This is a genomic window from Streptomyces fragilis (assembly GCF_003112515.1).
In the GTDB taxonomy this organism is placed as follows: domain Bacteria; phylum Actinomycetota; class Actinomycetes; order Streptomycetales; family Streptomycetaceae; genus Streptomyces; species Streptomyces fragilis.
On record NZ_BEVZ01000010.1, the window covers coordinates 102,059 to 126,823 of the forward strand.

Sequence of the window (24,765 nt, forward strand, 5' to 3'; positions counted from 1 at the left end):
TCCCGGCAGTTCATGATCGGTGTGCCGCGTACCCAGGGTAGGCCGCCCTGAACACGGCGGGGCCGCGCCACCCGTGGGGGTTGACGCGGCCCGTGGTCCGCCCGGTGCCGGGCGGGACGGCGGTCAGTGACCGCCCTCCTCCTTGAAGCGCGTGTAGGAGCGCTCGATCTCGGCCTCGGCCTCGGCGCGGCCGACCCAGTCGGCGCCCTCGACGGACTTGCCGGGCTCGAGGTCCTTGTAGACCTCGAAGAAGTGCTGGATCTCCAGGCGGTCGAACTCCGACACGTTCTGGATGTCGCGCAGGTGCTCCACGCGCGGGTCCGACGCGGGGACGCACAGCAGCTTGTCGTCGCCGCCGGCCTCGTCCGTCATCCGGAACATGCCGATCGCGCGGCAGCGGATGAGGCAGCCGGGGAAGGTCGGCTCCTCCAGGATGACGAGGGCGTCCAGCGGGTCGCCGTCCTCGCCGAGGGTGTTCTCGACGAACCCGTAGTCGGCCGGGTACATCGTCGAGGTGAAGAGTCGCCGGTCCAGGCGAATACGACCGGTCTCGTGGTCCACCTCGTACTTGTTGCGCGAACCCTTCGGAATCTCGATCGTGACGTCGAACTCCACCGGTGGCTCCTCCATGATCAGCACATAGTTCTGGTGGTTAAGTGTCCCCTACGCAGGTGGGTGCTGGCGAAAGGGGTGGTCGTTGTGCCGGAGCCGGGGGAACAGCGGCGCGTGCGACCGTTGTTCGCGCGGGGTGCCCGCACGGTGGCGCGCTGGTCCGACCCGGTCGGGCGGTACACGGTCTGTGCCGCCGTCTCCGGGGCCCTGCTGGCCGCCGGGGTGGTGACGGCCGCCGGTCCCTGGGACTCCAGCGGTCAGCGTACGGCCGAGCGGGCCCACGCGGTGGCACTGGGGGGTGAACGGCCCGCATCCGTTTCCGCGGACACCGGTCGCGCCCGGGCCGCGGCCGCGGAGGGCGAAGCCCGGGCGCGGCTCGACGCGGTGGCCGTGCTCGCCGGTCTGGGCGAGGCGCCGGACGGAGAGAAGGCCGGTCACGGGGGTGCCGCGGCGATCGCCCTGCCCACCGAGGCGGGCCTCGAGCGCCTTCTCGGCCCCCTGCTGGACGACCCCGCGCTGGGCTCACGCGGGTCCGCGGCGGTGGTGGACGTGGCCACCGGGCGGACGCTCTTCGAGCGCGGCGGGAACACCGCGCTGCTCCCGGCCTCCACCACCAAGATCGCCACCGGGGTGGCCGCGCTCTCCGCCATGGGCCCCGACCACCGGTTCACCACCCGGACCGTGCTGCAGCCTCCCGCCCTCGGCAAGGGGGACGGGAAGGGGAAGAAGGACGAGGGCGTCCGGGAGCTCGTCCTGGTCGGCGGCGGGGACCCGACGCTGACGGCCCGTGAGAAGCCGGGCAGGTGGGCGGGCCTGCGGGAACTGGCCGCCTCGACCGCCGCGGCGCTCCGGCAGCGCGAGGTCGAGGAGGTCGTCCTCCGGTACGACGGCTCCCTCTTCACGGGCCCCCAGGTTCACCCGATCGGGGTCAATCCGAACATCTCTCCGGTCACTGCGCTCACGGTCGACGAGGGCCGTGCGGACGACTCGGACCACGGCCCGGCCACCCGGGTCGCCGACCCGGCGGCGCACGCGGCGGAGGTCTTCGCCGGGCTGCTGGAGAAGAAGGGGATCCGCGCCGGCGCCCCCGCACCGGCGAAGGCCGCGCCGAAGGCGGAGGCGGTGGCCCAGGTGCGGTCCGCCCCGCTGGCCGCGCAGGTCGAGCGGATGATGACCAACAGCGACAACGACATCGCCGAGGCGCTGGCCCGGCAGACCGCGCTGGCCACCGGGCGCGAGGGCAGTTTCGCGGGCGGCGGCGCCGCGATCCGCGGCGAGCTGGAGCGGCTGGGCGTGCCGCTGAAGGGCGTCCGCTTCACCGACGGCAGCGGTCTGGGCCGCGGGGACCGGATCAGCGCCCGCGCCCTCACCCGGCTGCTGACGCTGGCCGCGGACCCCCGCCGCCCGGAACTGCGCCCGGTCCTGACCGGCATGCCGGTCGCCGGGTTCAGCGGAACCCTCAGCGGCCGGGCCGCGGACGGGGCGGCGGCGGGCCTGGTGCGTGCCAAGACCGGCACCCTCACCGGTGTGAACACCCTCGCCGGGACGGCCGTGGACGCCGAGGGCCGCCTGCTGGCCTTCGCCTTCCTGGCCGAGGGCACCCCGGCGAAGGACCCGGCCGAGTCGGCCCTGGACCGCCTGGCCGCCACCGTCGCGTCCTGCGGCTGCCGGAGCTGACGGTCCGCCGGGGGCCCGCACCGGCGGCACGCCCGGGCGGACGCGGAACCGGTCTCCGGATCCGTACGTGTTTCCGTGGGCTCCCGTACCGTTGACGACATGACGAGCTTCCGTGGTACGGAAATGGTCGACTGGGATCTCGCGGTGGCGACCGCCGCCCGGCTGGTGCGGCCGGGCCCGGAGGTCGGCCGCGACGAGGCGCGGGCCGTGGTCGCCGAGCTGCGCCGGCACGCGAAGGCATCGGAGCAGCACGTCCGGGCCTTCACCCGCATGGGCGGGGACGAGGTGCACGACACCCCCGTGCTGGTCGTCGACCGGCCCGGCTGGGCCAAGGCGAACGTGGCGGGCTTCCGGGAGATCCTGCGCCCCCTGCTCGGCAAGATGGAGCAACGCCGGGCGGGCAAGCCCGGCGGCGCGGTGATGGGCGCGCTCGGCGGCAAGGTCACCGGGGTCGAACTCGGCGTGCTGCTCTCCGTCCTGTCCTCCCGGGTGCTGGGCCAGTACGAGACCTTCGCCCCGGCCACCAGCGACCTGCCCGGCGGGGAGGACGGCGGCGGGCGGCTGCTGCTGGTCGCGCCGAACATCGTCCAGGTGGAACGCGAACTCGAGGTCGACCCCTCGGACTTCCGGCTCTGGGTCTGCCTGCACGAGGAGACCCACCGCACCCAGTTCTCCGCCGTGCCCTGGCTGCGCGACCACCTGCGGGGCGAGATCCAGTCCTTCCTCGCCGAGGCCGACGTCGATCCGGCGCAGCTCCTCGAGCGGGTCCGCGACGCCGCGCAGGCCCTGGTGGGCGGCCGCGGCGAGGAGCGCGACACCGAGGAGCGGTCGCTGGTCGACCTGGTGCAGACGCCCGCCCAGCGCGAGGTCCTGGGCCGGATCACGGCCGTGATGTCGTTGCTGGAGGGGCACGCCGACTACGTGATGGACGGCGTCGGTCCCGAGGTGGTCGGCTCGGTCGCGGAGATCCGGGAGAAGTTCCAGCAGCGCCGCGCCAAGGGGGCGTCGCGCCTGGACCTGGTGCTGCGCAAGGTGCTGGGCCTGGACGCCAAGCTGCGCCAGTACCGGGACGGCGAGCGGTTCGTGCGGGCCGTCGTGGAGCAGGTCGGCATGGACGGCTTCAACCGCGTCTGGACGTCGCCCAACACGCTGCCCACGCCGTCGGAGATCCACGCCCCGGCCGACTGGGTGGCCCGGGTGCACGGCACCTCGCGCGACGGGGGCTGACGGAAGCACAGGCCGTGACCGAATATGGAACACCGGCGTCCGGTTGGCGGCAGGGCGACGCCCGATCAATCACCCTTCCGAGGGAGCGTGTTCCCAAGGCGGGCGTGCGATGCTCGGATACCGACCTGTTTCTGTCACCATCATCACACTCTGTGTGACCGTCCTCCGGGTCGGCTTTCCCGAACAACTTTATGAAGGGAACCGGACAATGGGTCCCCATCCTGCGGTCGCGGCGATACGCCTGGCGGTCCGCCGCGTCCTCCACGACATCCTCGCCGAGCACGGTTCGACGTTCGTCCCCGCCCGTGCCGCCACCCACGTCGGCGCCCGCGACGCCGCCCGCTCCCCGGTGGCGGTGCCCGCGCCGTCCGCCGCCCCCGTGGCGGGCCCCGGGCCCCTGGTGCTGGTCGCGTGCTCCGGCGGCGCCGACTCCATGGCCCTCGCCTCCGCCCTCGCCTTCGAGGCTCCCAAGGCGGGCGTCCGCGCCGGAGGTGTGACGGTCGACCACGGCCTGCAGTCCGGCTCCGACGAGCGCGCCGCCGAGGTGGTGCAGCGCCTGGGCGAGCTCGGGCTCGACCCCTGCGAGTCGGTCACCGTGACCGTCGGGCGCGAGGGCGGTCCCGAGGCCGCCGCCCGGGACGCCCGCTACGCGGCGCTGGACGACGCCGCCGACCGGTTCGGCGCCGCCGCCGTGCTCCTCGGTCATACCCGTGACGACCAGGCCGAGACGGTGTTGCTCGGGCTCGCCCGCGGCTCCGGCATCCGCTCGCTGTCCGGCATGGCCGCCATCTCCGGCACCGGCGGCCGCTACCGGCGCCCCTTCCTCGAGCTGGACCGGCAGACGGCCCGCACGGCGTGCATGGCGCAGTCCCTGCCCGTCTGGGACGACCCGCACAACACCGACCCCTCCTACACCCGCTCCCGGCTGCGCCACGAGGGCCTGCCCGCGCTGGAGAAGGCGCTCGGCAAGGGCGTCGTCGAGGCCCTGGCCCGCACCGCCCAGCTGTCCCGCGACGACGCCGACGCCCTGGACGCCTGGGCCGGCCAGGCCGCGTCCGCCGTCCGGGACGCCGCCGGCTTCCTCGAGTGCGCCAAGCTGCACACCCTGCCGCCCGCCGTGCGCCGCCGCGTGCTGCGCCGGGCGGCCATCGACGCGGGCGCCCCGGCGGGCTCCCTCTTCGCCCGGCACATCGAGGAGATCGACCGGCTGATCACCGGATGGAGGGGCCAGGGCGCCATCAACCTGCCCGGTCGCGTCGTCGCCCGGCGGCAGGGTGGCAGACTGGTGATCCGGCAAGGCTGACCGCCGGACCTCTGCCCGCTCCCCTTCCGGGAACCGGGCCGGGGCGGTTCGGCCTGTACGCGAGCCGCGGCGCGCGGTTCGCGTGGCCATTCCAGCGGGACGACCGAAAGTGATGCGGGTGGACGCGAAAGACATGGGCGCCGATCTTCAGCAGGTGCTCATCACCAAGGAAGAGATCGACGCCAAGCTGGCCGAGCTGGCCGCGGAGATCGACGAGGAGTACGCGGGCAAGGACCTGCTGATCGTCGGTGTCCTCAAGGGCGCGGTGATGGTCATGGCGGACCTCGCGAGGGCGCTGTCCACCCCCGTCACCATGGACTGGATGGCGGTGTCGTCCTACGGCGCCGGCACCAAGTCCTCGGGCGTCGTGCGGATCCTCAAGGACCTGGACACGGACATCAAGGGGCGTCACGTCCTGATCGTCGAGGACATCATCGACTCGGGCCTCACGCTCTCCTGGCTGATCTCCAACCTCGGCGGCCGCGAGCCGGCCTCCCTCAAGGTGTGCACGCTGCTGCGCAAGCCGGAGGCCGCCAAGGTCGCCATCGACGTCGAGTGGGTCGGCTTCGACATCCCCAACGAGTTCGTCGTGGGCTACGGCCTGGACTACGCGGAGAAGTACCGCAACCTGCCGTTCGTCGGGACGCTCGCCCCGCACGTCTACGGCGGCTGACCCGCCGGCCGGGGGACCCCGGCCGCGGTGGCCACCTGGAGCAACCACCGGGCACGGCCGCCCGCGGCCGGGAACCCTTGGCGCGCGCGGGCCGTTGGAGTACCCGTAGGCGGATCGTCGGCTGTCCCATGCGGCTTCGGTGGGCGAAGCTGGGGTACCGTCCGAAGAACAGCCTTTATCAAATCTCACGATGGCAGGAGGGACGGGGCGGCATCGCTCCGTATGGATGGACGTGAAGCGATACTTCCGTGGGCCGGTTATGTGGATCGGGCTGGCCGTCCTTGCCGTGGTCGTGTTGATGACGGTCGTCGGCCGGTCCGGCGGCTACGAGACGGTGGACACCGGCAAGGTCGTTCAGGCGATCAACGACGACAGGGTGCAGTCGGCGCAGCTGACCACCGGTGACGAGCAGACCATCAAGGTCGAGCTCAAGAAGGGGCAGGAGGTCGACAAGGCCTCCAAGATCCAGGCCAGCTACATCGGCAACCAAGGCGTCGACCTGGCCGAGACGCTGCAGAAGAAGTTCGAGGAGAAGAAGATCCCCGAGGGCTACACGGTGTCGCCCTCGAAGACCAACCCGTTCGTCGGCTTCCTGCTGTCGCTGCTGCCGTTCCTTCTGCTCGTGCTGCTCTTCCTGTTCCTGATGAACCAGATGCAGGGCGGCGGCTCCCGGGTCATGAACTTCGGGAAGTCCAAGGCCAAGCTGATCACCAAGGACACCCCGAAGACCACCTTCGCGGACGTGGCCGGCTCGGAAGAGGCGGTGGAGGAGCTCCACGAGATCAAGGAGTTCCTGCAGGAGCCCGCCAAGTTCCAGGCGGTCGGCGCGAAGATCCCCAAGGGCGTGCTGCTGTACGGCCCGCCCGGAACCGGCAAGACCCTGCTGGCCCGTGCCGTGGCCGGCGAGGCGGGCGTGCCGTTCTACTCGATCTCCGGTTCCGACTTCGTCGAGATGTTCGTCGGCGTCGGCGCCTCCCGGGTCCGTGACCTCTTCGAGCAGGCCAAGGCGAACGCCCCGGCCATCGTCTTCGTCGACGAGATCGACGCGGTCGGCCGCCACCGCGGCGCCGGCCTCGGCGGCGGTCACGACGAGCGTGAGCAGACGCTGAACCAGCTGCTCGTCGAGATGGACGGCTTCGACGTGAAGGGCGGCGTCATCCTGATCGCCGCCACCAACCGGCCGGACATCCTCGACCCGGCGCTGCTCCGCCCGGGCCGCTTCGACCGCCAGATCGCCGTGGACCGCCCCGACCTGCAGGGCCGTCTCGAGATCCTGAAGGTCCACCAGAAGGGCAAGCCGGTCGCGCCCGACGTCGACCTGACCGCCGTCGCCCGCCGTACCCCCGGCATGACCGGCGCCGATCTCGCCAACGTCCTGAACGAGGCCGCCCTGCTGACGGCCCGCAGCGACAAGAAGCTGATCGACAACCTCATGCTGGACGAGGCGATCGACCGCGTGGTCGCGGGCCCGCAGAAGCGGACCCGGATCATGTCGGACAAGGAGAAGAAGATCACCGCGTACCACGAGGGCGGACACGCCCTGGTCGCGGCGGCCTCGCCCAACTCCGACCCGGTCCACAAGATCACCATCCTGAGCCGCGGCCGTGCCCTGGGTTACACCATGGTCCTGCCCGACGAGGACAAGTACTCGACCACCCGCAACGAGATGCTCGACCAGCTCGCCTACATGCTGGGCGGCCGGGCGGCCGAGGAACTGGTCTTCCACGACCCGACCACGGGCGCGGCCAACGACATCGAGAAGGCCACCGGTCTGGCCCGCGCGATGGTCACCCAGTACGGCATGACCGAGCGTCTCGGCGCGATCAAGTTCGGCGGCGACAACACCGAGCCGTTCCTCGGCCGGGAGATGGCGCACCAGCGCGACTACTCCGAGGAGATCGCCGCGCTCGTCGACGAAGAGGTCAAGAAGCTCATCGAGAACGCGCACAACGAGGCCTGGGAGATCCTGGTCGAGAACCGCGACGTCCTCGACAACCTCGTGCTGGCGCTGCTGGAGAAGGAGACGCTGAACAAGGAGCAGATCGCCGAGATCTTCGCTCCGATCGTCAAGCGTCCGCCGCGGCCGGCCTGGACGGGCTCGTCCCGTCGCACGCCGTCCACCCGGCCCCCGGTGCTCTCGCCGCGGGAGCTGGCCCTCACCAACGGCGCCAACGGGGCGAACGGCTCGACCGGCAAGACCCTCACCGGTGGCGTCACGTCCGCCGAGCCGGCTCCCGAGCCGCGCCCCGAGAGTGGTCAGGACCGGCCTGAGAGCTGAGTCACGCCGCCCGACGACCCGGAATGATGGTCGCGCCCCCCAGGTTCTAGCCTGGGGGGCGCTCCCATTTGCACAGTCAGGCTGAGGAACGAGGCACTACACATGACCGACCCCGTCACGCTGGACGGCGAGGGCACCGTCGGCCCCTTCGACGAGAAGCGGGCCGAGAACGCCGTCCGGGAACTGCTGCTGGCGGTCGGCGAGGACCCCGACCGCGAGGGTCTCCGGGAGACGCCGGCGCGGGTCGCGCGGGCCTACAAGGAGATCTTCGCCGGGCTCCGGCAGAAGCCCGAGGACGTGCTCACCACCACGTTCGACCTCGGCCACGACGAGATGGTGCTGGTCAGGGACATCGAGGTCTACTCGACCTGCGAGCATCACCTGGTGCCGTTCCGCGGTGTCGCGCACGTCGGCTACATCCCCTCGACCACCGGCAAGATCACCGGCCTGTCGAAGCTGGCCCGCCTGGTCGACGTCTACGCCCGCCGGCCGCAGGTGCAGGAGCGGATGACCACGCAGATCGCCGACTCCCTGATGGAGATCCTCGAGCCCCGCGGCGTGATCGTGGTCGTCGAGTGCGAGCACATGTGCATGTCTATGCGGGGGATCCGCAAGCCGGGCGCGAAGACCATAACGTCCGCGGTCCGCGGGCAGCTTCGGGACTCCGCGACGCGCGCGGAGGCCATGAGCCTCATCATGGCGCGCTGACGCGGACCCCGGCGGGCGTGGGGGTCAGGAACCCGCGGTACCCGGCCTGACGCCTTCGTCGTCGTCCTCGGGAAGCCGGCAGACGTGCTGGAGGAAGAGGGCGGCGGCCACCACCGCGACACCGGCCAGCGCGGCGAAGCCGGCGGTCAGCGCCTGGTCGCGGCGGGCGGGGATCTCCAGGTACTCCAGGAGGAACACGCCCACGCCCGCGTAGAGCCCGGCGACCGGCGCCGCGACCAGGGCCGAGGCCTGCGCGAACACCACTGCCCGGGTGGCCAGCAGCGGGTCGACGCCCTTGGCCCCCGGCTGCCGCTCCCGCTGTGCCTTGAGCCGAGCGCGCAGGGACAGCGCCCCCGCCAGCAGCGCCACGGCGATCAGCGCGAGCACGTACGGGGCCGCGGCCGGCACGCCCGGCAACGACCCGAACGCCTGCCACAGCCGGGCGCCGGCCCAGGCGAGCAGACCGACGGCGACGAACGCCAGGGCGAGGGTCCTGATCCGCAGCTCTCTCACGGTGCCTCTCAACGTCATTCGGGCAGCCGGAGTTCCACGTCCTCGCGGCGCTCCACACCTTCGAGGGTGGTCGCGGCGAGCAGGTCCGCGACCGGTCCCCGCCCGGGGATCTCCGCGGCCTCGTCGATGTCCAGCCACGGGGCGAGCACGAAGGCGCGCTCGTGGGCGCGCGGGTGCGGGAGCGTGAGCACCGGGTCGTCGGAGACCCGGCCCTCGTAGGTGACGATGTCGACGTCCAGCGTGCGGGCGGCCCAGCGCTCGCTGCGGGTGCGGTGGAACGCCTCCTCGACGGCCTGCGCGCGCTCCAGCAGGGCGGACGGCGGCAGCGTGGTCCGCAGCACCACCACCGCGTTCAGGTAGGCGGGCTGGCTGCCGGGCTCCACGCCCCACGGCTCGGTCCGGTACACCGGCGAGACGGCCTTCACGCGGATGCCGGGGGTGTCCTCCAGCGCGTCCACGGCCCCCTGCAGGTTCTCCACGCGGTTGCCCAGGTTGGAGCCGAGGGACAGGACGGCCTTGCGCGGGTTGGACAGCGTGGAGTCCGCCGCGTCCACCGCCTCGACGACGGAGACCGGCACCGGCTGGACCGTGGGGTCGGGGGCCCCGGGGAAACGCGAGGGGGTCATACACGGCTCCGGTGGATGGTGACGGTGACGTCGTCGAAGGGAACGGTGATCGGCGCGCCCGGCTTGTGGACGCAGACCTCGGCCTCCGCGACGACCTCGTGCCGGAGGCAGGTCTGCGCGATCCGCTCGGCGAGGGTCTCGATCAGGTCGACCGGCTCGCCCTCGACGACGGCGACGACCTCCTCGGCGAGGATGCCGTAGTGGACCGTCTTCGTCAGGTCGTCACCGGCCGCGGCGGGCCGGGTGTCCAGCCCGAGGACGACGTCCACGACGAACGTCTGGCCCGTCTCGCGCTCCTCGGGGAACACGCCGTGGTGGCCGTAGCCCTTGAGGCCGCGCAGCGCGACACGATCCACTACGAATCACTCCTGCAGTCTTCGGTGGGAGGGCCGGTTCCGCGCCGGGTGCGCGAGGGCTCCCACTCCCCAGAATCTACCCGTGGGCGCCGACGTTCCTCCTCGTCGGGGGAGTGGGACCGGCCGGGAACGGCCTCTACCCCGGCTCCCGCGGCCTCAACCGCGGGTGGGGGAGTCACGCCGGAATGTCAGGTTCCTCCGGCGCGGTGTCCTCGTCGTCCTCCGACTCCGTGAGGACCGGCGAGGCGTGGTGGGACCACATCTTCCAGCCCGAGGGGGTGCGCCGGAACACGTTGGTCGCCACCACCAGCTGCCCGAGCAGCGGTCCGGGGTCGTCCCCCTCCTCGGGCGGGGGGCCGCCGCTGAGGATGTTCTCCGTGCAGGTGACCACCGCCGTGTCACCGGTCACCGAGACGTGCACGTCGGTGAGGAAGAACTGGATGTAGTCCGTGTTCGCCATGATCAGCGCGTACGACCGCAGCACCTCGCCGCGGCCGGTCAGCGCCGGCCAGCCGGGGTGCACGCAGGAGATCACCCCGGTGTCCGCGGGGTCGTGGTAGGTCTCGTCGACACCCAGGTCGGCGGGGGAGAGCCAGAGGTCGGAGAGCTCCTCGAAGTCCCCCCGCTCGATCGTCTCGTAGAAGGCGGTGTTGGCGAGCTCGACCTGCTCGACGTCCGAGTGCGCGGTGCTCACGCGATCACCTCGCCCCTGCGACGGCGGCGGCGATCCGCACCGCGTCGGCCGAGGCGCGGACCTCGTGGACGCGCACGGCCCAGGCGCCCTGCTGGGCGGCGAGCATCGTGACCGCAGCGGTGGCGGCGTCACGCTCCCGCGCGGGCGGCGGCGTGCCCTCGGGTCCCGCCAGCACCTTCCCCAGGAAACGCTTGCGCGACGCGGCGACCAGTACCGGGCGCCCGAGTGCGAAGAGGCGGTCCAGGTGGGCGAGGAGGGCGAGGTCGTCCTCGGCGCCCTTGGAGAAGCCCAGGCCGGGGTCGACCACGATCCGCTCGGGGGCGATGCCGCCCGCCACCGCGGCGTCCACCCGGGCGGTGATCTCGTCCACCACCTCGCGGACCACGTCGGTGTACCGGCCCGGGATGTTCGCGCCCTCCAGCAGGCCGCGCCAGTGCATCACCACGAACGGAGCCCGGGCCGCGGCGACCACGGGGATCATCGCGGGGTCGGCAAGCCCGGCGCTGACGTCGTTGACCAGGAGTGCGCCGGCGGCGAGCGCCTTCTCGGCGACCGAGGCGCGCATGGTGTCGACCGAGACGACAACGCCCTCGGCGGTGAGGCCGCGCACCACCGGGATCACCCGGCGCAGCTCCTCGTCCTCGTCGACCCGGGTGGCGCCGGGACGGGTGGACTCCCCGCCCACGTCGACCAGGTCGGCGCCCTCGGCGGCGAGGTCGAGGCCGCGCTTGACCGCGGCGGTGGTGTCGAACCACCGGCCGCCGTCGGAGAAGGAGTCCGGGGTCACGTTGACCACGCCCATGACCGCGCAGCGGTCCCACGCCGGAAGGCCCGCCACGTGGCCGCGTACGCACTGCTTGCTCATGCGACCAGCCTAGGCGTCGGTGAGGGCGCCCGCCGACCCCGGGGAGTCGCGGCACGGCGAGGCGAATAGGGACGAGGAGCGGGGTCTCCCTCGATCTGATCAAGAAACGGGAATGTCCGGACGGAAAGCGAGCGCCGATTTTGCCTTCCCGCGCTTCTTCGGCCGCGTACGCGCGGTAAGTTTCTGGCCATGCCACGAGGACGTCACCGCCATTCACCCCCTCTGCACAGGCTCCTGCCCCCGTCGGCGTTCGCTGCTGTCTCCGTGGCCTGTGCGGTGGTTCCGTGGTTCGTCGGGGAGCCGCTGCTGTTGCGGCTGACGACCGCCGTCGCGGCGGCCGTCGGCGTCGCCGCCGCCGTCACGCTGCGCCGCTGGGACGCGGCGGCCGGACTGAACGTCGCGGAGCTGAAGCGCGCGCGGGCGAGTGCCGAGTGGCAGCACGAGGAGCGCGTGGCCGAGCTGGAGTCCGACCTGGAGGAGGGCCGCGAGCTCCGCGTCAAGCTGGAGCAGCGGTTGCGGTCCAAGCGGGCCGAACTGGCGGCGCTGCGCAACGAGCACGCCTCGCTGCTGCGACGCTACGCCACGGCGGAGACGGAGCGGGCCAGCGCCCTGGAGGGGCGGCGGCTGCTCGAGCTCGAGGCCGCCGACCCGGTTCCGCAGCTGCCTCCGGCCCGCGAGACCCGAGCGCTCGGGCCGGCCCCCGCGCCGGAGCCGGTGAGCCCGTTCTCCCCGGCGGGCGGGGGACTGTTCCGTCAGGCCGTGGAGGCGCTGGACTCGCTGGAGGCCCTGCAGGCCGCGGCGGGCGCCGGTGAGGGCGACCTCGACCCGGGCGCCGGGGCCGTGGCCGTGGCCGGGGGCGAGGGTGTCGTCGACGCGGACGCGGATCTTGACGCGGATGTGATCGGGGACGCGGGCGTGGTCGGGCACGCGGGTCCGGCTGCGGACGCGGGCTTGGTTGTGGACGCGCGTTCGGCTGTGGACGGTGCCGCGGTCGTGGGGGAGGCCGAGGAGCAGACGACGGGGCGCGCCGTCGATGCGCCGCTCGGGTACGACGCCGGCGTCGACGTCGCCGAACCGGGCTCTGCGCCGGCCGAGCCGGAGACCACGGCCGGTGCCGGGAACGGTGAGACCGCAGAGGTTCCGCCGGTCATGGGCGGCACGCGTGACACGGACGGCCCTCAGGACGGGCCGAAGGAACGGGGCGCGCTCGGCGCGCGGGACACGCACACCGCTGAGGGGCCCCGGACCGCACAGGGCGCCGCACCGGCGGCGCACGCGGAGGTCACGCCCGACCAGGCCGCTCCGCACGGCGAGGCCGCTCCGCACAGCTCGGCGGCCGCTGCGGACGTCGGGGCCGCTACGGACGGCGGGGTGTCCGCGGCCGCCGGCCCGGCCGAGGAACCCGAGGCACGCGGCACGGAGGGTGAGCCCGGCGGGTCCACGGTCTCCGGCGCCACGACCGTCAAGCCGGTCCGCCCCTCCGGAGGCCACTTCACCGTGCCGACCGCCGTCGCCGTCGTCCCCGGTGCCCCCGCACCGCGCCGTCCGGCGGCCGAGGGCAGCTTCGACTTCTTCGGCAACCAGCGGACGGACCACGGCGCGGACGGCGACACCGGCCGCACGGCGGACCACGACCGTCGGCAGCCCACACCCGCCCCGCGGTCCCCGCAGTCCTTGCAGCCCTCACCGGCCCCGCAGTCGGCCCAGCCCGCGCGGTCGGCAGAGCCTCCGCAGTCGGCCCAGCCCGCGCGGTCGGCAGAGCCTCCGCAGTCGGCCCAGCCCGCGCGGTCGGCAGAGCCCCCGCAGTCGGCCCAGCCCGCGCGGTCGGCAGAGCCCCCGCAGGCCACCCCCGCGGCGTCGGGCCCCGCGGTGGCGGGCCCCGAGCCGCAGCCCCAGCCGCTGCTCCGGTCGCAGCAGGCCCAGCACCGGGCCGACGTCGGCCGGGTGATCGACGTCGACGGCCAGGACGACGACCTGCACGCCGCGTCCTGACACTCCCGGGCGGCCCCGTGCACGGGGCCGCCCGTTCCGCCCTGCCCCACCGTCCCGCCACCGCCGTAGGCCAGACTGAAGCCATGACGTCCACGACGCAGACCACCGTCGGCATCGGCGCCGCCGCCGAGACCACCGACATGGTGCTCAACATCGGCCCCCAGCACCCCTCCACGCACGGCGTGCTGCGGCTGCGCCTGGTGCTGGACGGCGAGCGGATCACCAGCGCCGAGCCGGTGATCGGCTACATGCACCGCGGCGCGGAGAAGCTCTTCGAGGCGCGGGACTACCGGCAGATCATCATGCTGGCGAACCGTCACGACTGGCTCTCGGCCTTCTCCAACGAGCTGGGCGTGGTCATCGCCGTGGAGCGGATGCTCGGCATGGAGGTCCCGGAGCGGGCGGTCTGGATCCGCACGCTGCTCGCCGAGCTCAACCGGGTGCTGAACCACCTGATGTTCCTCGGTTCCTATCCGCTGGAACTCGGCGGCATCACGCCGATGTTCTACGCGTTCCGCGAGCGCGAGGACCTGCAGCACGTCATGGAGGAGGTCTCCGGCGGGCGCATCCACTACATGTTCAACCGCGTCGGCGGCCTCAAGGAGGACCTGCCGCTCGGCTGGACGGACCGGGTCCGCGCCGTGGTGGCCGCCGCGCGGTCGCGGATGGACGTCTTCGACGACCTGGTGCTCGGCAACGAGATCTTCCGCGGCCGCACCCGCGGCGTGGGCGTGCTCAGCCCGCAGGCGGTGCACGCCTACGGCGTGAGCGGGCCGATCGCCCGCGCCTCCGGGGTCGACTTCGACCTGCGCCGCGACGAGCCGTACCTGGCGTACGGCGAGCTCGGTGACGTGCTGAAGGTGGTCACCCGTCAGGAGGGCGACTGCCTGGCCCGGTTCGAGTGCCTGCTGGAGCAGACCCACAACTCGCTGGCGCTCGCCGACGCCTGCCTGGACCGGCTCGCCGAACTGCCCCCGGGGCCCGTCAACCAGCGACTGCCCAAGGTGCTGAAGGCCCCGGAGGGCCACACCTACGCGTGGACCGAGAACCCGCTGGGCCTCAACGGCTACTACCTGGTCTCGCGGGGGGAGAAGACGCCGTACCGGCTGAAGCTGCGGTCGGCGTCGTACAACAACATCCAGGCGCTCACCGAACTGCTGCCGGGAACCCTGGTGGCCGACATGGTCGCCATCCTCGGCTCGCTCTTCTTCGTGGTCGGCGACATCGACAAGTAGCCGGCGCCCTCCCGCCGAGCCGCACGCCGAGCCGCACGCCGTCAACGCGCCAGCGGGTCGGGGACGCCGACCGGCTGGAGGAGCCAGCCGAAGCCGCCGAGCCCGCCGGGAGCGGTGAGCTCGGAGGCCTCCGAGGCCGCGGCCAGGGCGCGCACGTATCCGGCGGGGTCGGACGAGGCCAGCGTGAGCGGCGGCCGGGCCCCCGTGACGCCCAGGGCGCGCAGCGCCTCCCGCTGGGGGAGCAGCCGGCCGCCCGGCAGCAGGCAGGAGTCCAGCGCGACGTGCGCGGTCAGGTCCCGCGTGCCGTCCGGCACCGGAGGCACCTCGCGCCCCTCGCGGAACCCGGTCAGCGTGCCGAACGGCGGGCGGGCGTCCACGGTGTGCGCGTAGTCCACGGCGACCGCGAGCCCCTGCTCCAGGCAGCCCACGGTCTCGGCCCAGGCACGGTCGCGGGGGAGGCCGATCTCGGCGCGCAGCCCTTCCTCGGCGGGCAGCGGCCACCAGCGCTCCAGCCAGGCGGCGTCCTCGCCGTCGACCGGCCCGCCCGTCAGCTCGGACCCGTCCGGGCGGACCAGGACGCGCCGCGGGACACCGGAGCCGTCGACCTCCACCACGTCCACCGGCACGTTGTCGAGCCACTCGTTGGCGAACAGCAGCCCGCGCACCCCGCACGGAGGCGTCCCCAGCCACTCGACCTGCTCCGGCAGCCCGGCGGGGCGGTCCGCCACCTCCACCGCGCAGAACCGGGTACGGGCGGCCACGTCCGACGGCAGCGCGGCCCGCACCCCCGTGACCAGCTCGCCCCGTCCGGCCGCCATGTCCACGAACGCGAGGTCCGCGGGCCGGCCCAGCGCCTCGTCCACCCGGCACAGCAACCGGGCCACGGCGGCCGCGAACAGCGCGGAGGCGTGCACCGAGGTCCGGAAGTGACCGGCCGGACCCTCGGGCCGCCGGTAGAAGCCGCCCGGACCGTACAGCGCCTGGTGAGCCGCCTCCCGCCAGCCGCGCGCCCCGTCCGGCGGGTCGCCCTGCGGCCTCATCGCCGTTCCGTCCTCGTCATGCGGCCAGGCTAGGCGGCCCCCTGCCCGGGACGGGGCCGGGTCCCCCTGCGGGTGTACGCCCGGCCTGCGGGGATCGGCCGCCCGGCTGACTCCGGGAGGCCGCGGACATCCCTACCCTGTACTGGTGCAGCGCCTCTACGACTTCTTCCGCTCCCACCAGCCATGGGTGGACGGCTTCTGGGCGGTTCTGCTCGTCCTCATGTCGCTGATCTCGGCGACATCCGCCCCGGACTCCGCGCACGTCGACCGGGTGCTGGTCGTGCCGCTGACCCTGGCGTTCGGCGTCGCGCTGGCTCTGCGGCGCCGCATGCCGGAGCGGATGATGGCGCTGGCCGCGGGCACCGGGGCCCTCCAGCTGGTGTTCGGCGTACCCGTCTTCCCGGCCGACTTCGCGCTGCTGCTGACGATCTACGCGGTCGCGGTGGCCGGGAGCGTGCGGGCCTCGCGGCTCACCCTGGTGGTGGCCCTGCTGGCCGCACCCCTGGTCCAGCTCCGCTGGCCGGAGGAGCGCTCCACGCTGCTGGGCAACGTGGTGATCGTCATCTTCCAGACCGTGCCGCTCCTGTTCGTGTGGCTCCTCGGGGACGCCCGCCGCACCCGCAGCGCCTACTTCGCGCAGCTGGAGGAGAAGGCCGCCCGGCTGGAGCGCGAACGGGAGAGCCAGGCCAAGATCGCCGTGGCCGCCGAACGCGCCCGGATAGCCCGCGAACTGCACGACGTGGTGGCGCACAACGTGTCGGTGATGGTGGTCCAGGCCGACGGCGCCGCCTATGTGATGGACGCCGCCCCGGACCAGGCGAAGAAGGCCCTGGAGACCATCTCCGTCACCGGCCGCCAGGCGCTGGCGGAGATGCGGCGCCTGCTGGGCGTGCTGCGCACCGGCGAACAGCCGGAGAGCGGCGAGTACGTGCCGCAGCCGGACGTGGCCCAGATAGAGGACCTGGTCGAGCAGTGCCGGGGCGCGGGCCTGACCGTCAGCTTCAAGGTGGAGGGCAGCCCCCGCCCGCTGCCCAGCGGTGTCGAGCTCACCGCCTACCGCATCGTGCAGGAGGCGCTGACCAACGTCCGCAAGCACGCCGGCCCCGAGGCGGGCGCGGGCGTGCGGCTGGTCTACTTCGACGACGGGCTGGGCCTGCTGGTCGAGGACGACGGCCGGGGCGCGCCGCTCGAACTGTGCGTCGCCGGCGGCGCGGACGGCCAGGGGCAGGGACTGATCGGCATGCGCGAGCGCGTCGGCATGGTCGGCGGCACCCTGGACGCCGGGCCGCTGCCCGGCGGGGGCTTCCGCATCAGCGCCCTGCTCCCCCTCCGGCCCGCACTCTGACCCACCGCAGCCAGACCCCTCACGGAACCCGAGGACCCGATGCCGATCCGCGTGATGCTCGTCGACGACCAGGCGCTGCTGCGCACCGGCTTCCGCATGGTGCTGGACGCGCAGCCCGACATGGAGGTGGTCGCCGAGGCCGGTGACGGGGAGGAGGCGCTGCGGGAGCTGGCCGGGGCGCGGCCCGACGTGGTCCTGATGGACGTGCGGATGCCGCGCATGGACGGCGTCGAGGCCACCCGGCGGATCTGCGCGGAGCCCGGCGCGCCCAAGGTGCTGATCCTGACCACCTTCGACCTGGACGAGTACGCGTTCTCCGCGCTGCGGGCGGGCGCCGGCGGCTTCATGCTCAAGGACGTCCCGCCGGGCGACCTGCTGGCCGCCATCCGGGCCGTGCACAGCGGCGACGCCGTCGTCGCGCCGTCCACCACGCGCCGGCTCCTCGACCGGTTCGCGCCCATGCTGCCGGGCGCCCGGGACGAACGGTCGCAGGCCCGCGAGCTGGAGCTCGCCCGGCTCACCGCGCGCGAGCGGGAGGTGATGGTCCTGGTCGCCCAGGGGCTGTCCAACGGGGAGATCGCCGCCCGCCTGGTCCTGTCCGAGGCGACCGTGAAGACGCATGTGGGGCGCATCCTCACCAAGCTCGGCCTGCGGGACCGGGTCCAGGTGGTGGTCCTGGCCTACGAGACCGGTCTGGTCCGGGCGGGCGGGGCCGGCTGAGGCGGGATGCCGGGGCGGACGGCGGGGCGCGGATTGTCGCGACCGGGCCCGCGCCGGGCGCGTGGCCACTAGATTCTGCCCATGCTCCTGTGGATCAACGGCCCTTTCGGGGGCGGCAAGACACAGACCGCACACGAGATCCACCGACGGCTGCCGGGCAGTGTGATCTGCGACCCCGAGCACCTCGGCTTCGGGCTGCACCGGATGACGCCCCCCGGCCTGCGCGGCGACTTCCAGGACCTGGCCTCCTGGCGGCAGGGTGTGGTGGAGGTGCTCGACCTCGCCCTCACCCGGCAGGAGGGCGTGGTCATCGTCCCGATGACCGTGACCGACCCCGAGTACTTCGCGCAGACCGTCGGACGGCTCGCCGAACTCGGCCATGACGTACAGCACTTCACCCTCCTCGCACAACGGGAGACCGTGCTGCGGCGGCTGCGCGAGCGTGGTCTCGGACGACTGCTGGGGCGCCTGGCGGGACCGCGCAAGCTCCGGCTGACCGAGAGCTGGGCGGTGCGGCGGCTCGACGACACGCTGGAGCGCCTGAAGGAGCCGGAGTTCGCCGAGCACCTGTGGACGGACGACTTCACCGTCCCGAAGACGGCGGACCGCATCGCCGTGCTGGCCGGCCTGACGCTCCGCCCCAACCGGGGCGGAGCACTGGCCGACCGCTGGCGCCGGGCCAGGGTCGGACTGCGGCACATCCGCTTCGACTGACCGGCCCGCCGGACCGTCGTCTCCGCACCCGCCGGGGGACCTCAGCCCCCGGCGAGCAGTCGCCGCCCGAAGTCCCCGGCCGCCTCGCGCACCTCCTCGGCGTCCCACTCGAGGCCCGTCGAGGCCACCGTGGTCTCGTGGAGCGCGATGCCGGGCCCGCGTGTCCTCCAGGAGCCCGCGAAGAGCATCCGCCCGGTCTCCTCGCCCTGGCTCAGGGCGGCATCCTCCAGCACCTCGGGCGGGTAAGGCAGCCAGACCTGGAACTGGTGGGTGTGCGGCGGTCGCGGATGCACGCGCGCCCAGGGCAGCCCGCCCTCCGCGAGCCCTTCCGCCAGCGCCTCGGCCACCACCTTGGCGTGCGCCACGTACTCGGGAAGCCGGGGCAGCTCCCGCTCCAGCCCGATCAGCGCCGACAGCGCGGCCGGGAACTGGTGGAACGCCAGCCCGCCGTACCGGTGCCGCCACACCTTGGCCTCCGCCACCAGCGACGCCGGACCGGCCAGCGCCGCACCCGAGAGGCCGTTCAGCGACTTGTAGAACGAGACGTACACCGAATCCGCGAGGCCGGCGATCTCCTCCAGCGGCCGGCCGAGGTGCACCGTCGACTCCCACAGGCGGGCGCCGTCGAGGTGGACCACCGCGTCCAGCTCCCGGGCGGCCGCCACGGTGGCCGTCAGCTCCTCCCAGGTGGGCAGCACGAAGCCGGCGTCCCGCAGCGGGAGCTCCAGCATCAGCGCGCCGAACGGCTCGCCGAGGTCGTGGATCTCCTCCGGCGTGGGCAGCCGGGGCTCGTCCGTCAGCCGCAGCGTCCGCAGACCGCTGACCTCACCGAACGCGTTCCGCTCGTGCACCTCGGGGTGGGCCAGCGGGTGCAGGGCCACCGCCCGGTCGCCCGTCCGCCCGGCCCAGCAGCGCAGCGCCACCTGCTGCGCCATGGTCCCCGTCGGGAAGAACGCGGCGGCCTCCGTGCCGAGCAGGCCCGCCACCCGGCCCTCCAGGGCCTCGACCACGCCGTCGCCGTAGACGTCGGCGGGCTCCTCCAGGTCGTGGACCGCGCCCGCCTCCCTCACCAGGTCGTCCAGGCGCTCCCGCAGCGTGGCGGCGTGGGCCGGCCGGGCGAGCACGCGGACGGGGGACCGGAACAACTCCAGACGCCGGGATCTCCGCGCCGCCTGGTCCTTCGCACTGTCGTTCATGGAAGCGATCATCCCTCCCGGCGCACGCGCGTGCCGAGCCTGTGGAAAACCCTCCGCGGAGGACGAGGAGAAGCCGGAGGCAGCCTGTGGATAACCGGACCCGGCGCGAGGGATCGCGTTAACATGACGAGAAATCGTCCGGTACCCCGAGCGGACTGGAACGGGAAGGTTCTCCTCGCGTGACCACACACCTCCACCCCCCCGACCCCAGGGACCGCCCCGCGCGGCTGGCCGTCGGCGTCGTGGGCGCCGGCCGCGTCGGCCCGGCGCTGGCGGCCTCGCTCCAGCTGGCCGGGCACCGCCCGGTGGCCGTGTCGGGCGTCTCGGACGCCTCCCGCCGCCGGGCCGCCGAACTGCTGCCGGACGTCCCCCTGGTCACGCCCGCCGAGGTGTTGGCCCGCTCCGAGCTGGTCCTGCTCACGGTCCCCGACGACGTCCTGCCCGGACTCGTCCAGGGCCTCGCCGAGACCGGCGCGGTCCGTCCCGGCCAGCTCCTCGCGCACACCTCGGGCCGGTACGGCGTGGGCGTCCTGGAGCCCGCGCTGCGCGCCGGGGCCCTGCCGCTCGCCCTGCACCCCGCGATGACCTTCACCGGCACCGCGGTCGACGTGCAGCGCCTGGCCGGCTGCTCCTTCGGCGTCACCGCCCCCGAAGAGCTCCGGCTGGCGGCCGAGGCGCTGGTGGTCGAGATGGGCGGGGAGCCCGAGTGGATCGAGGAGCAGAACCGTCCGCTCTACCACGCGGCCCTGGCCCTAGGCTCCAACCACCTGATCACCCTCGTCGCCCAGTCCATGGAGCTGCTCGCCGCCGCCGGGGTCGGCGCCCCCGACCGGATGCTCGGCCCGCTGCTGGGCGCCGCCCTGGACAACGCCCTGCGCTCCGGCGACGCCGCCCTCACCGGCCCCGTCTCCCGCGGTGACGCCGGCACGGTCGCCGCGCACATCGAGCAGCTGCGCCGCAACGCCCCGCAGACCCTGCCCGGCTACCTGGCCATGGCCCGCGCCACCGCCGACCGGGCGCTGGCCGCCGGACTGCTCAAGCCCGAACTCGCCGAGGAGCTCCTCGGGGTACTCGGCGAGGACACGACGGACCGCACCGACGGCCCCCGGGGAACCGGCGGGGCCACCGGCGACGACGGGGAGGACGACCGATGACCCAGGCCGGCAAGCCCGAGCTGCTGCACACCGCCGCCGAGCTGGCGGCCCGCCCGCGCACCGGACGCCGGGCCGTCGTGATGACCATGGGCGCCCTGCACGACGGCCACGCCACTCTGGTCCGCACGGCCCGCCGGGCCGCCGGGCCGCAGGGCGAGGTCGTGGTCACCGTCTTCGTCAACCCGTTGCAGTTCGGGGCGGGCGAGGACCTCGACCGCTACCCGCGCACCCTGGACTCCGACGTGCGGATCGCGGCCGCCGCGGGCGCCGACGTGGTGTTCGCGCCGTCGGTCGACGAGGTCTACCCCGGCGGCGAACCCCAGGTCCGGATCACCGCGGGCCCGATGGGCGCCCGCCTGGAAGGCGCCTTTCGGCCCGGCCACTTCGACGGGATGCTCACCGTCGTCGGCAAGCTGCTCCACCTCACCCGCCCGGACGTCGCCTTCTACGGGCAGAAGGACGCCCAGCAGCTGGCGCTCATCCGGCGCATGGTCCGCGACCTGAACTTCGGCGTGGAGATCGTCGCCGTGCCCACCGTCCGCGAGGACGACGGACTGGCCCTCTCCAGCCGCAACCGGTACCTGTCCGCCGGCGAGCGGCGCACCGCCCTGGCCCTGTCCCGCGCCCTGTTCGCCGGCCGGGACCGGCTGGCCGCCCTGGAGGCGCTGCGCGCCCGCGCCCAGGAGGTCCCCTCCACCGAGGCCCGCGCCGCCGCGCTGGAACGGCTCGGCGAGTCCCGGGAGGCCGCCGACGCCCACGCGCTGGCCGCCGCCTGCGGCAGGACCTCCGGGCCCGCCGCCGTCCGGGACGCCGCCCGCCTGGTGCTCGACGAGGCCGCCAAGGCCGAACCGCCGATCGAGCTGGACTACCTGGCCCTGGTCGACCCCGCGGACTTCACCGAGGTCGCCGACGACCACACCGGCGAGGCCGTGCTCGCCGTCGCCGCCAAGGTCGGCTCGACCCGGCTGATCGACAACCTGCCGCTCACCTTCGCCCCCGACGGCGGCCGCGAGCCCGGCCCGGAAGACGGAGACGCCCCGTGACCCGCACCGCGATACGCCTGCCCGCCCCCGCCCCCGGATGGTCCATCGACGCCGACGTGGTGGTCGTGGGCTCCGGCGTGGCCGGCCTGACCGCCGCGCTGCGCTGCGAGGCCGCCGGGCTGCGCACCGTCGTCGTCACCAAGGCCCGGCTCGACGCCGGGTCCACCCGCTGGGCGCAGGGCGGCATAGCCGCCGCGCTGGGCGAGGGCGACACCCCCGCGCAGCACCTCGACGACACCCTGGTCGCCGGGGCCGGGCTGTGCGACGAGGAGGCCGTGCGCCTGCTGGTCACCGAGGGCCCGGCCGCGGTGCGCCGCCTGATCTCCACCGGAGCCCGCTTCGACACCGACGCGGCCGGCGAGATCGCGCTGACCCGTGAGGGCGGCCACCACCGCCGCCGCATCGCGCACGCCGGCGGCGACGCCACCGGGGCGGAGATATCCCGCGCCCTGGTCGAGGCGGTCCAGGCCCGCGGCCTGCGCACCATCGAGCACGCGCTGGTGCTCGACCTGCTCACCGACGCCGAGGGGCGCACCGCCGGCGTCACCCTGCACGTGATGGGCGAGGGCGCCCACGACGGCGTCGGCGCCGTCCGCGCGCCCGCCGTGGTCCTCGCCACCGGCGGCATGGGCCAGGTGTTCTCGGCGACCACCAACCCGTCGGTGTCCACCGGCGACGGCGTGGCGCTCGCGCTGCGGGCCGGCGCCGAGGTCAGCGACCTGGAGTTCGTCCAGTTCCACCCGACCGTCCTCTTCCTCGGCCCGGACGCCGAGGGCCAGCAGCCGCTGGTCTCCGAGGCGGTCCGCGGCGAGGGCGCCCACCTGGTCGACGCCGACGGCGTGCGCTTCATGGTCGGTCAGCACGAGCTGGCCGAGCTCGCGCCGCGGGACATCGTGGCCAAGGGCATCATGCGCCGCATGCGCGAGACGGGCGCGGCGCACATGTACCTGGACGCCCGCCACTTCGGCGCCGACATGTGGGAGCACCGCTTCCCGACCATCCTGGCCGCCTGCCGGGCGCACGGCATCGACCCGGTCACCGAGCCGATCCCGGTCGCCCCGGCCGCCCACTACGCCTCCGGCGGCGTCCGCACCGACGCCGCCGGCCGCACCACCGTGCCCGGTCTCTACGCCTGCGGCGAGGTCGCCTGCACCGGCGTCCACGGCGCCAACCGGCTCGCCTCCAACTCGCTGTTGGAGGGGCTGGTCTACGCCGAGCGCATCGCCGCGGACATCACGTCCGAGGCCCGCACGGCAGCCGGCGCGCCGGACACCGTCGTGCCGGACACGGTCGTGCCGGGGACCGCCGCGCCGGAGACGGTCGTGCCGGAGGCTCCCACCCAGCCGCTGCCCGCCGCCGAGGACCGGCTCGCCGTCCAGCGCGCCATGACCGACGGCGCCGGCGTGCTCCGCTCCGCGGACTCCCTGCGACGGGCCGCGGAGGAACTGGCCGCGCTGCACACAGCGGCCGCCGAAGGCACCGGCAAGCGGCCGGTGCCGGGCACCGAGACCTGGGAGACGGCCAACCTCCTGCTGGTCGCCCGGGTCCTCGTCGAGGCGGCCCGCCGCCGCGAGGAGACCCGCGGCTGCCACTGGCGCGAGGACCGACCCGACCGGGACGACGAGGGATGGCGCCGCCACATCGTCGTCCGCCTCGGCGAGGGCCGTACGCTCGCCGTGCACACCACCGACGGACCGGGCTTCGCACCGGTCACCCCTCCCACAGGAGCAGTGAAGAAGTGAGCGCCTCCGCCCCCTCCGACCCGACCGCCCCCTCCGATCCGGCCGGCGCCGGCCTCTCCCTCGCCGACGGCGGCGGCTGCGGCGACGGCTGCGCCTGCGGCTCCGGTGACGGCCACGAGTTCGACGACTACGAGTGCGGCCTCGACCCCGCCCTCGCGGCGCTGCTGACCGACGCCGGTCTCGACCCGGCCGAGGTCGAGGACATCGCCACCATGGCGGTGGCCGAGGACCTCGACGGCGGCGTGGACGTCACCACCTGGGCCACCATCGACGAGGACGCCGTCGCCACCGCCGACTTCACCGCCCGTGAGGCGGGAGTGGTGGCCGGGCTGCGGATCGCGGAGGCCGTGATCTCGGTGGTCGCCTCCGACGAGTTCGAGGTGGAGCGGCACGCCGAGGACGGCGACCGCGTCGCGGCCGGGCAGAAGCTGCTGTCGGTGACCACCCGTACGCGTGACCTGCTGACGGCCGAGCGCAGCGCGCTCAACATCCTGTGCCGCCTCTCCGGCATCGCCACCGCCACCCGCGCCTGGGCCGACGTCCTGGAGGGCACCGGCACGACGGTCCGGGACACCCGCAAGACCACGCCCGGGCTGCGCTCCCTGGAGAAGTACGCGGTGCGCTGCGGCGGCGGCGTCAACCACCGGATGTCGCTCTCGGACGCCGCCCTGGTCAAGGACAACCACGTGGTCGGCGCCGGTGGCGTGGCCGAGGCGTTCCGGGCGGTGCGCGAGCGCTTCCCCGAGCTGCCGATCGAGGTCGAGGTGGACACCCTGCACCAGCTCCGCGAGGTGCTGGACGCGGGCGCCGACCTGATCCTGCTGGACAACTTCACGCCCGCCGAGTGCGCGGAGGCGGTCGCCGTCACCGCGGGCCGGGCCAAGCTGGAGGCGTCCGGCCGCCTCACCCTGGAGAACGCCAAGGCCTACGCCCACACCGGCGTCGACCACCTGGCGGTCGGCGCGCTCACGCACTCCTCGCCGATCCTGGACATCGGCCTGGACCTCCGTGAGGCCCAGGGCGCCGACCAGAACGACTCGGAGTAGGGGCAG

At 74.0% G+C, this 24,765-nt stretch carries 23 protein-coding genes; 15 read left to right on the forward strand and 8 right to left on the reverse strand.

From position 1 onward, the window contains the following. Positions 1–123: 123 nt before the first annotated feature. Positions 124–615, reverse strand: a complete 492-nt coding sequence (locus Sfr03f_RS28015; protein WP_108957050.1) for an inorganic diphosphatase — start codon at positions 613–615, stop codon at positions 124–126. 111 nt (positions 616–726) lie between these two features. Between Sfr03f_RS28015 and dacB the strand changes: the two genes are divergently transcribed. The 6 genes from dacB (at position 727) to folE (ending at position 8,478) form a co-directional block, all read left to right on the forward strand. Then, positions 727–2,289 carry a D-alanyl-D-alanine carboxypeptidase/D-alanyl-D-alanine endopeptidase gene (dacB, locus tag Sfr03f_RS28020; RefSeq protein ID WP_435841909.1) on the forward strand — a complete coding sequence of 521 codons (1,563 nt, stop codon included), beginning with the start codon at positions 727–729 and terminating at the stop codon, positions 2,287–2,289. A gap of 99 nt (positions 2,290–2,388) precedes the next feature. Then, on the forward strand, positions 2,389–3,516 hold the full coding sequence (locus Sfr03f_RS28025; protein ID WP_372514217.1) for a zinc-dependent metalloprotease: 1,128 nt from the start codon (positions 2,389–2,391) through the stop codon (positions 3,514–3,516). A 208-nt stretch (positions 3,517–3,724) separates the two neighbouring features. Next, positions 3,725–4,819, forward strand: a complete 1,095-nt coding sequence (tilS, locus tag Sfr03f_RS28030; RefSeq protein ID WP_108956996.1) for a tRNA lysidine(34) synthetase TilS — start codon at positions 3,725–3,727, stop codon at positions 4,817–4,819. Positions 4,820–4,931: 112 nt separating this feature from the next. Further along, the gene (gene hpt, locus Sfr03f_RS28035; RefSeq protein ID WP_108956997.1) at positions 4,932–5,492 is read left to right on the forward strand and encodes a hypoxanthine phosphoribosyltransferase; all 561 of its coding nucleotides are present in this window, start codon (positions 4,932–4,934) and stop codon (positions 5,490–5,492) included. A gap of 226 nt (positions 5,493–5,718) precedes the next feature. Then, positions 5,719–7,770 carry an ATP-dependent zinc metalloprotease FtsH gene (gene ftsH, locus Sfr03f_RS28040; RefSeq protein ID WP_108956998.1) on the forward strand — a complete coding sequence of 684 codons (2,052 nt, stop codon included), beginning with the start codon at positions 5,719–5,721 and terminating at the stop codon, positions 7,768–7,770. A 102-nt stretch (positions 7,771–7,872) separates the two neighbouring features. Beyond that, positions 7,873–8,478 (forward strand): GTP cyclohydrolase I FolE, encoded by a 606-nt coding sequence (gene folE, locus Sfr03f_RS28045; RefSeq protein WP_108956999.1) that lies wholly within the window; start codon positions 7,873–7,875, stop codon positions 8,476–8,478. Between the two features lie 24 nt (positions 8,479–8,502). On the opposite strand, the gene Sfr03f_RS28050 is transcribed toward folE, so the two are convergent. The 5 genes from Sfr03f_RS28050 to folP form a co-directional block, all read right to left on the reverse strand. Continuing rightward, positions 8,503–8,991 (reverse strand): DUF3180 domain-containing protein, encoded by a 489-nt coding sequence (locus Sfr03f_RS28050; RefSeq protein ID WP_108957000.1) that lies wholly within the window; start codon positions 8,989–8,991, stop codon positions 8,503–8,505. A 14-nt stretch (positions 8,992–9,005) separates the two neighbouring features. Beyond that, a complete protein-coding gene (gene folK / locus Sfr03f_RS28055) occupies positions 9,006–9,617 on the reverse strand; it encodes a 2-amino-4-hydroxy-6-hydroxymethyldihydropteridine diphosphokinase (protein WP_108957001.1) in 612 nt (203 codons plus the stop codon). Then, positions 9,614–9,973 carry a dihydroneopterin aldolase gene (gene folB, locus Sfr03f_RS28060; protein WP_108957002.1) on the reverse strand — a complete coding sequence of 120 codons (360 nt, stop codon included), beginning with the start codon at positions 9,971–9,973 and terminating at the stop codon, positions 9,614–9,616. Before folB ends, folK begins: the two co-directional genes overlap by 4 nt. Positions 9,974–10,148: 175 nt before the next feature. Continuing rightward, positions 10,149–10,667, reverse strand: coding sequence for a nuclear transport factor 2 family protein (locus tag Sfr03f_RS28065; protein ID WP_108957003.1), 519 nt, complete (start codon positions 10,665–10,667; stop codon positions 10,149–10,151). A gap of 4 nt (positions 10,668–10,671) precedes the next feature. Further along, positions 10,672–11,532, reverse strand: a complete 861-nt coding sequence (gene folP / locus Sfr03f_RS28070) for a dihydropteroate synthase (protein ID WP_108957004.1) — start codon at positions 11,530–11,532, stop codon at positions 10,672–10,674. A 264-nt stretch (positions 11,533–11,796) separates the two neighbouring features. Between folP and Sfr03f_RS30845 the strand changes: the two genes are divergently transcribed. Beyond that, on the forward strand, positions 11,797–13,524 hold the full coding sequence (locus Sfr03f_RS30845; RefSeq protein WP_174721668.1) for a hypothetical protein: 1,728 nt from the start codon (positions 11,797–11,799) through the stop codon (positions 13,522–13,524). 83 nt (positions 13,525–13,607) lie between these two features. Continuing rightward, a complete protein-coding gene (locus Sfr03f_RS28080; protein ID WP_108957005.1) occupies positions 13,608–14,759 on the forward strand; it encodes an NADH-quinone oxidoreductase subunit D in 1,152 nt (383 codons plus the stop codon). A 41-nt stretch (positions 14,760–14,800) separates the two neighbouring features. Here Sfr03f_RS28080 and Sfr03f_RS28085 read toward each other — a convergent pair whose 3' ends face one another. Beyond that, on the reverse strand, positions 14,801–15,799 hold the full coding sequence (locus Sfr03f_RS28085; protein ID WP_108957006.1) for an SAM-dependent methyltransferase: 999 nt from the start codon (positions 15,797–15,799) through the stop codon (positions 14,801–14,803). Between the two features lie 145 nt (positions 15,800–15,944). Between Sfr03f_RS28085 and Sfr03f_RS28090 the strand changes: the two genes are divergently transcribed. From Sfr03f_RS28090 to Sfr03f_RS28100, 3 genes are all read left to right on the forward strand, one after another. After that, positions 15,945–17,144: a sensor histidine kinase gene (locus tag Sfr03f_RS28090; RefSeq protein ID WP_108957007.1), complete on the forward strand. Its 1,200-nt coding sequence runs from the start codon at positions 15,945–15,947 to the stop codon at positions 17,142–17,144. Between the two features lie 39 nt (positions 17,145–17,183). Further along, positions 17,184–17,864: a response regulator gene (locus tag Sfr03f_RS28095; protein WP_108957008.1), complete on the forward strand. Its 681-nt coding sequence runs from the start codon at positions 17,184–17,186 to the stop codon at positions 17,862–17,864. Between the two features lie 81 nt (positions 17,865–17,945). Continuing rightward, complete coding sequence (locus tag Sfr03f_RS28100) at positions 17,946–18,578, forward strand: AAA family ATPase (RefSeq protein ID WP_108957009.1); 633 nt, start codon at positions 17,946–17,948, stop codon at positions 18,576–18,578. A 41-nt stretch (positions 18,579–18,619) separates the two neighbouring features. Here Sfr03f_RS28100 and Sfr03f_RS28105 read toward each other — a convergent pair whose 3' ends face one another. Further along, on the reverse strand, positions 18,620–19,774 hold the full coding sequence (locus Sfr03f_RS28105; RefSeq protein ID WP_245967805.1) for a threonine aldolase family protein: 1,155 nt from the start codon (positions 19,772–19,774) through the stop codon (positions 18,620–18,622). A gap of 179 nt (positions 19,775–19,953) precedes the next feature. On the opposite strand from Sfr03f_RS28105, the gene Sfr03f_RS28110 reads away from it, so the two are divergent. From Sfr03f_RS28110 to nadC, 4 genes are read left to right on the forward strand one after another with little or no spacing between them, the layout of a single operon-like run. Beyond that, positions 19,954–20,928 (forward strand): Rossmann-like and DUF2520 domain-containing protein, encoded by a 975-nt coding sequence (locus tag Sfr03f_RS28110; protein WP_108957011.1) that lies wholly within the window; start codon positions 19,954–19,956, stop codon positions 20,926–20,928. Then, positions 20,925–21,971, forward strand: coding sequence for a pantoate--beta-alanine ligase (panC, locus tag Sfr03f_RS28115; protein ID WP_108957012.1), 1,047 nt, complete (start codon positions 20,925–20,927; stop codon positions 21,969–21,971). Before Sfr03f_RS28110 ends, panC begins: the two co-directional genes overlap by 4 nt. Next, a complete protein-coding gene (locus Sfr03f_RS28120) occupies positions 21,968–23,713 on the forward strand; it encodes an L-aspartate oxidase (RefSeq protein WP_108957013.1) in 1,746 nt (581 codons plus the stop codon). The genes panC and Sfr03f_RS28120 overlap by 4 nt, the downstream gene beginning before the upstream one ends. After that, the gene (nadC, locus tag Sfr03f_RS28125) at positions 23,710–24,759 is read left to right on the forward strand and encodes a carboxylating nicotinate-nucleotide diphosphorylase (protein ID WP_245967806.1); all 1,050 of its coding nucleotides are present in this window, start codon (positions 23,710–23,712) and stop codon (positions 24,757–24,759) included. Before Sfr03f_RS28120 ends, nadC begins: the two co-directional genes overlap by 4 nt. Positions 24,760–24,765: the final 6 nt, after the last annotated feature.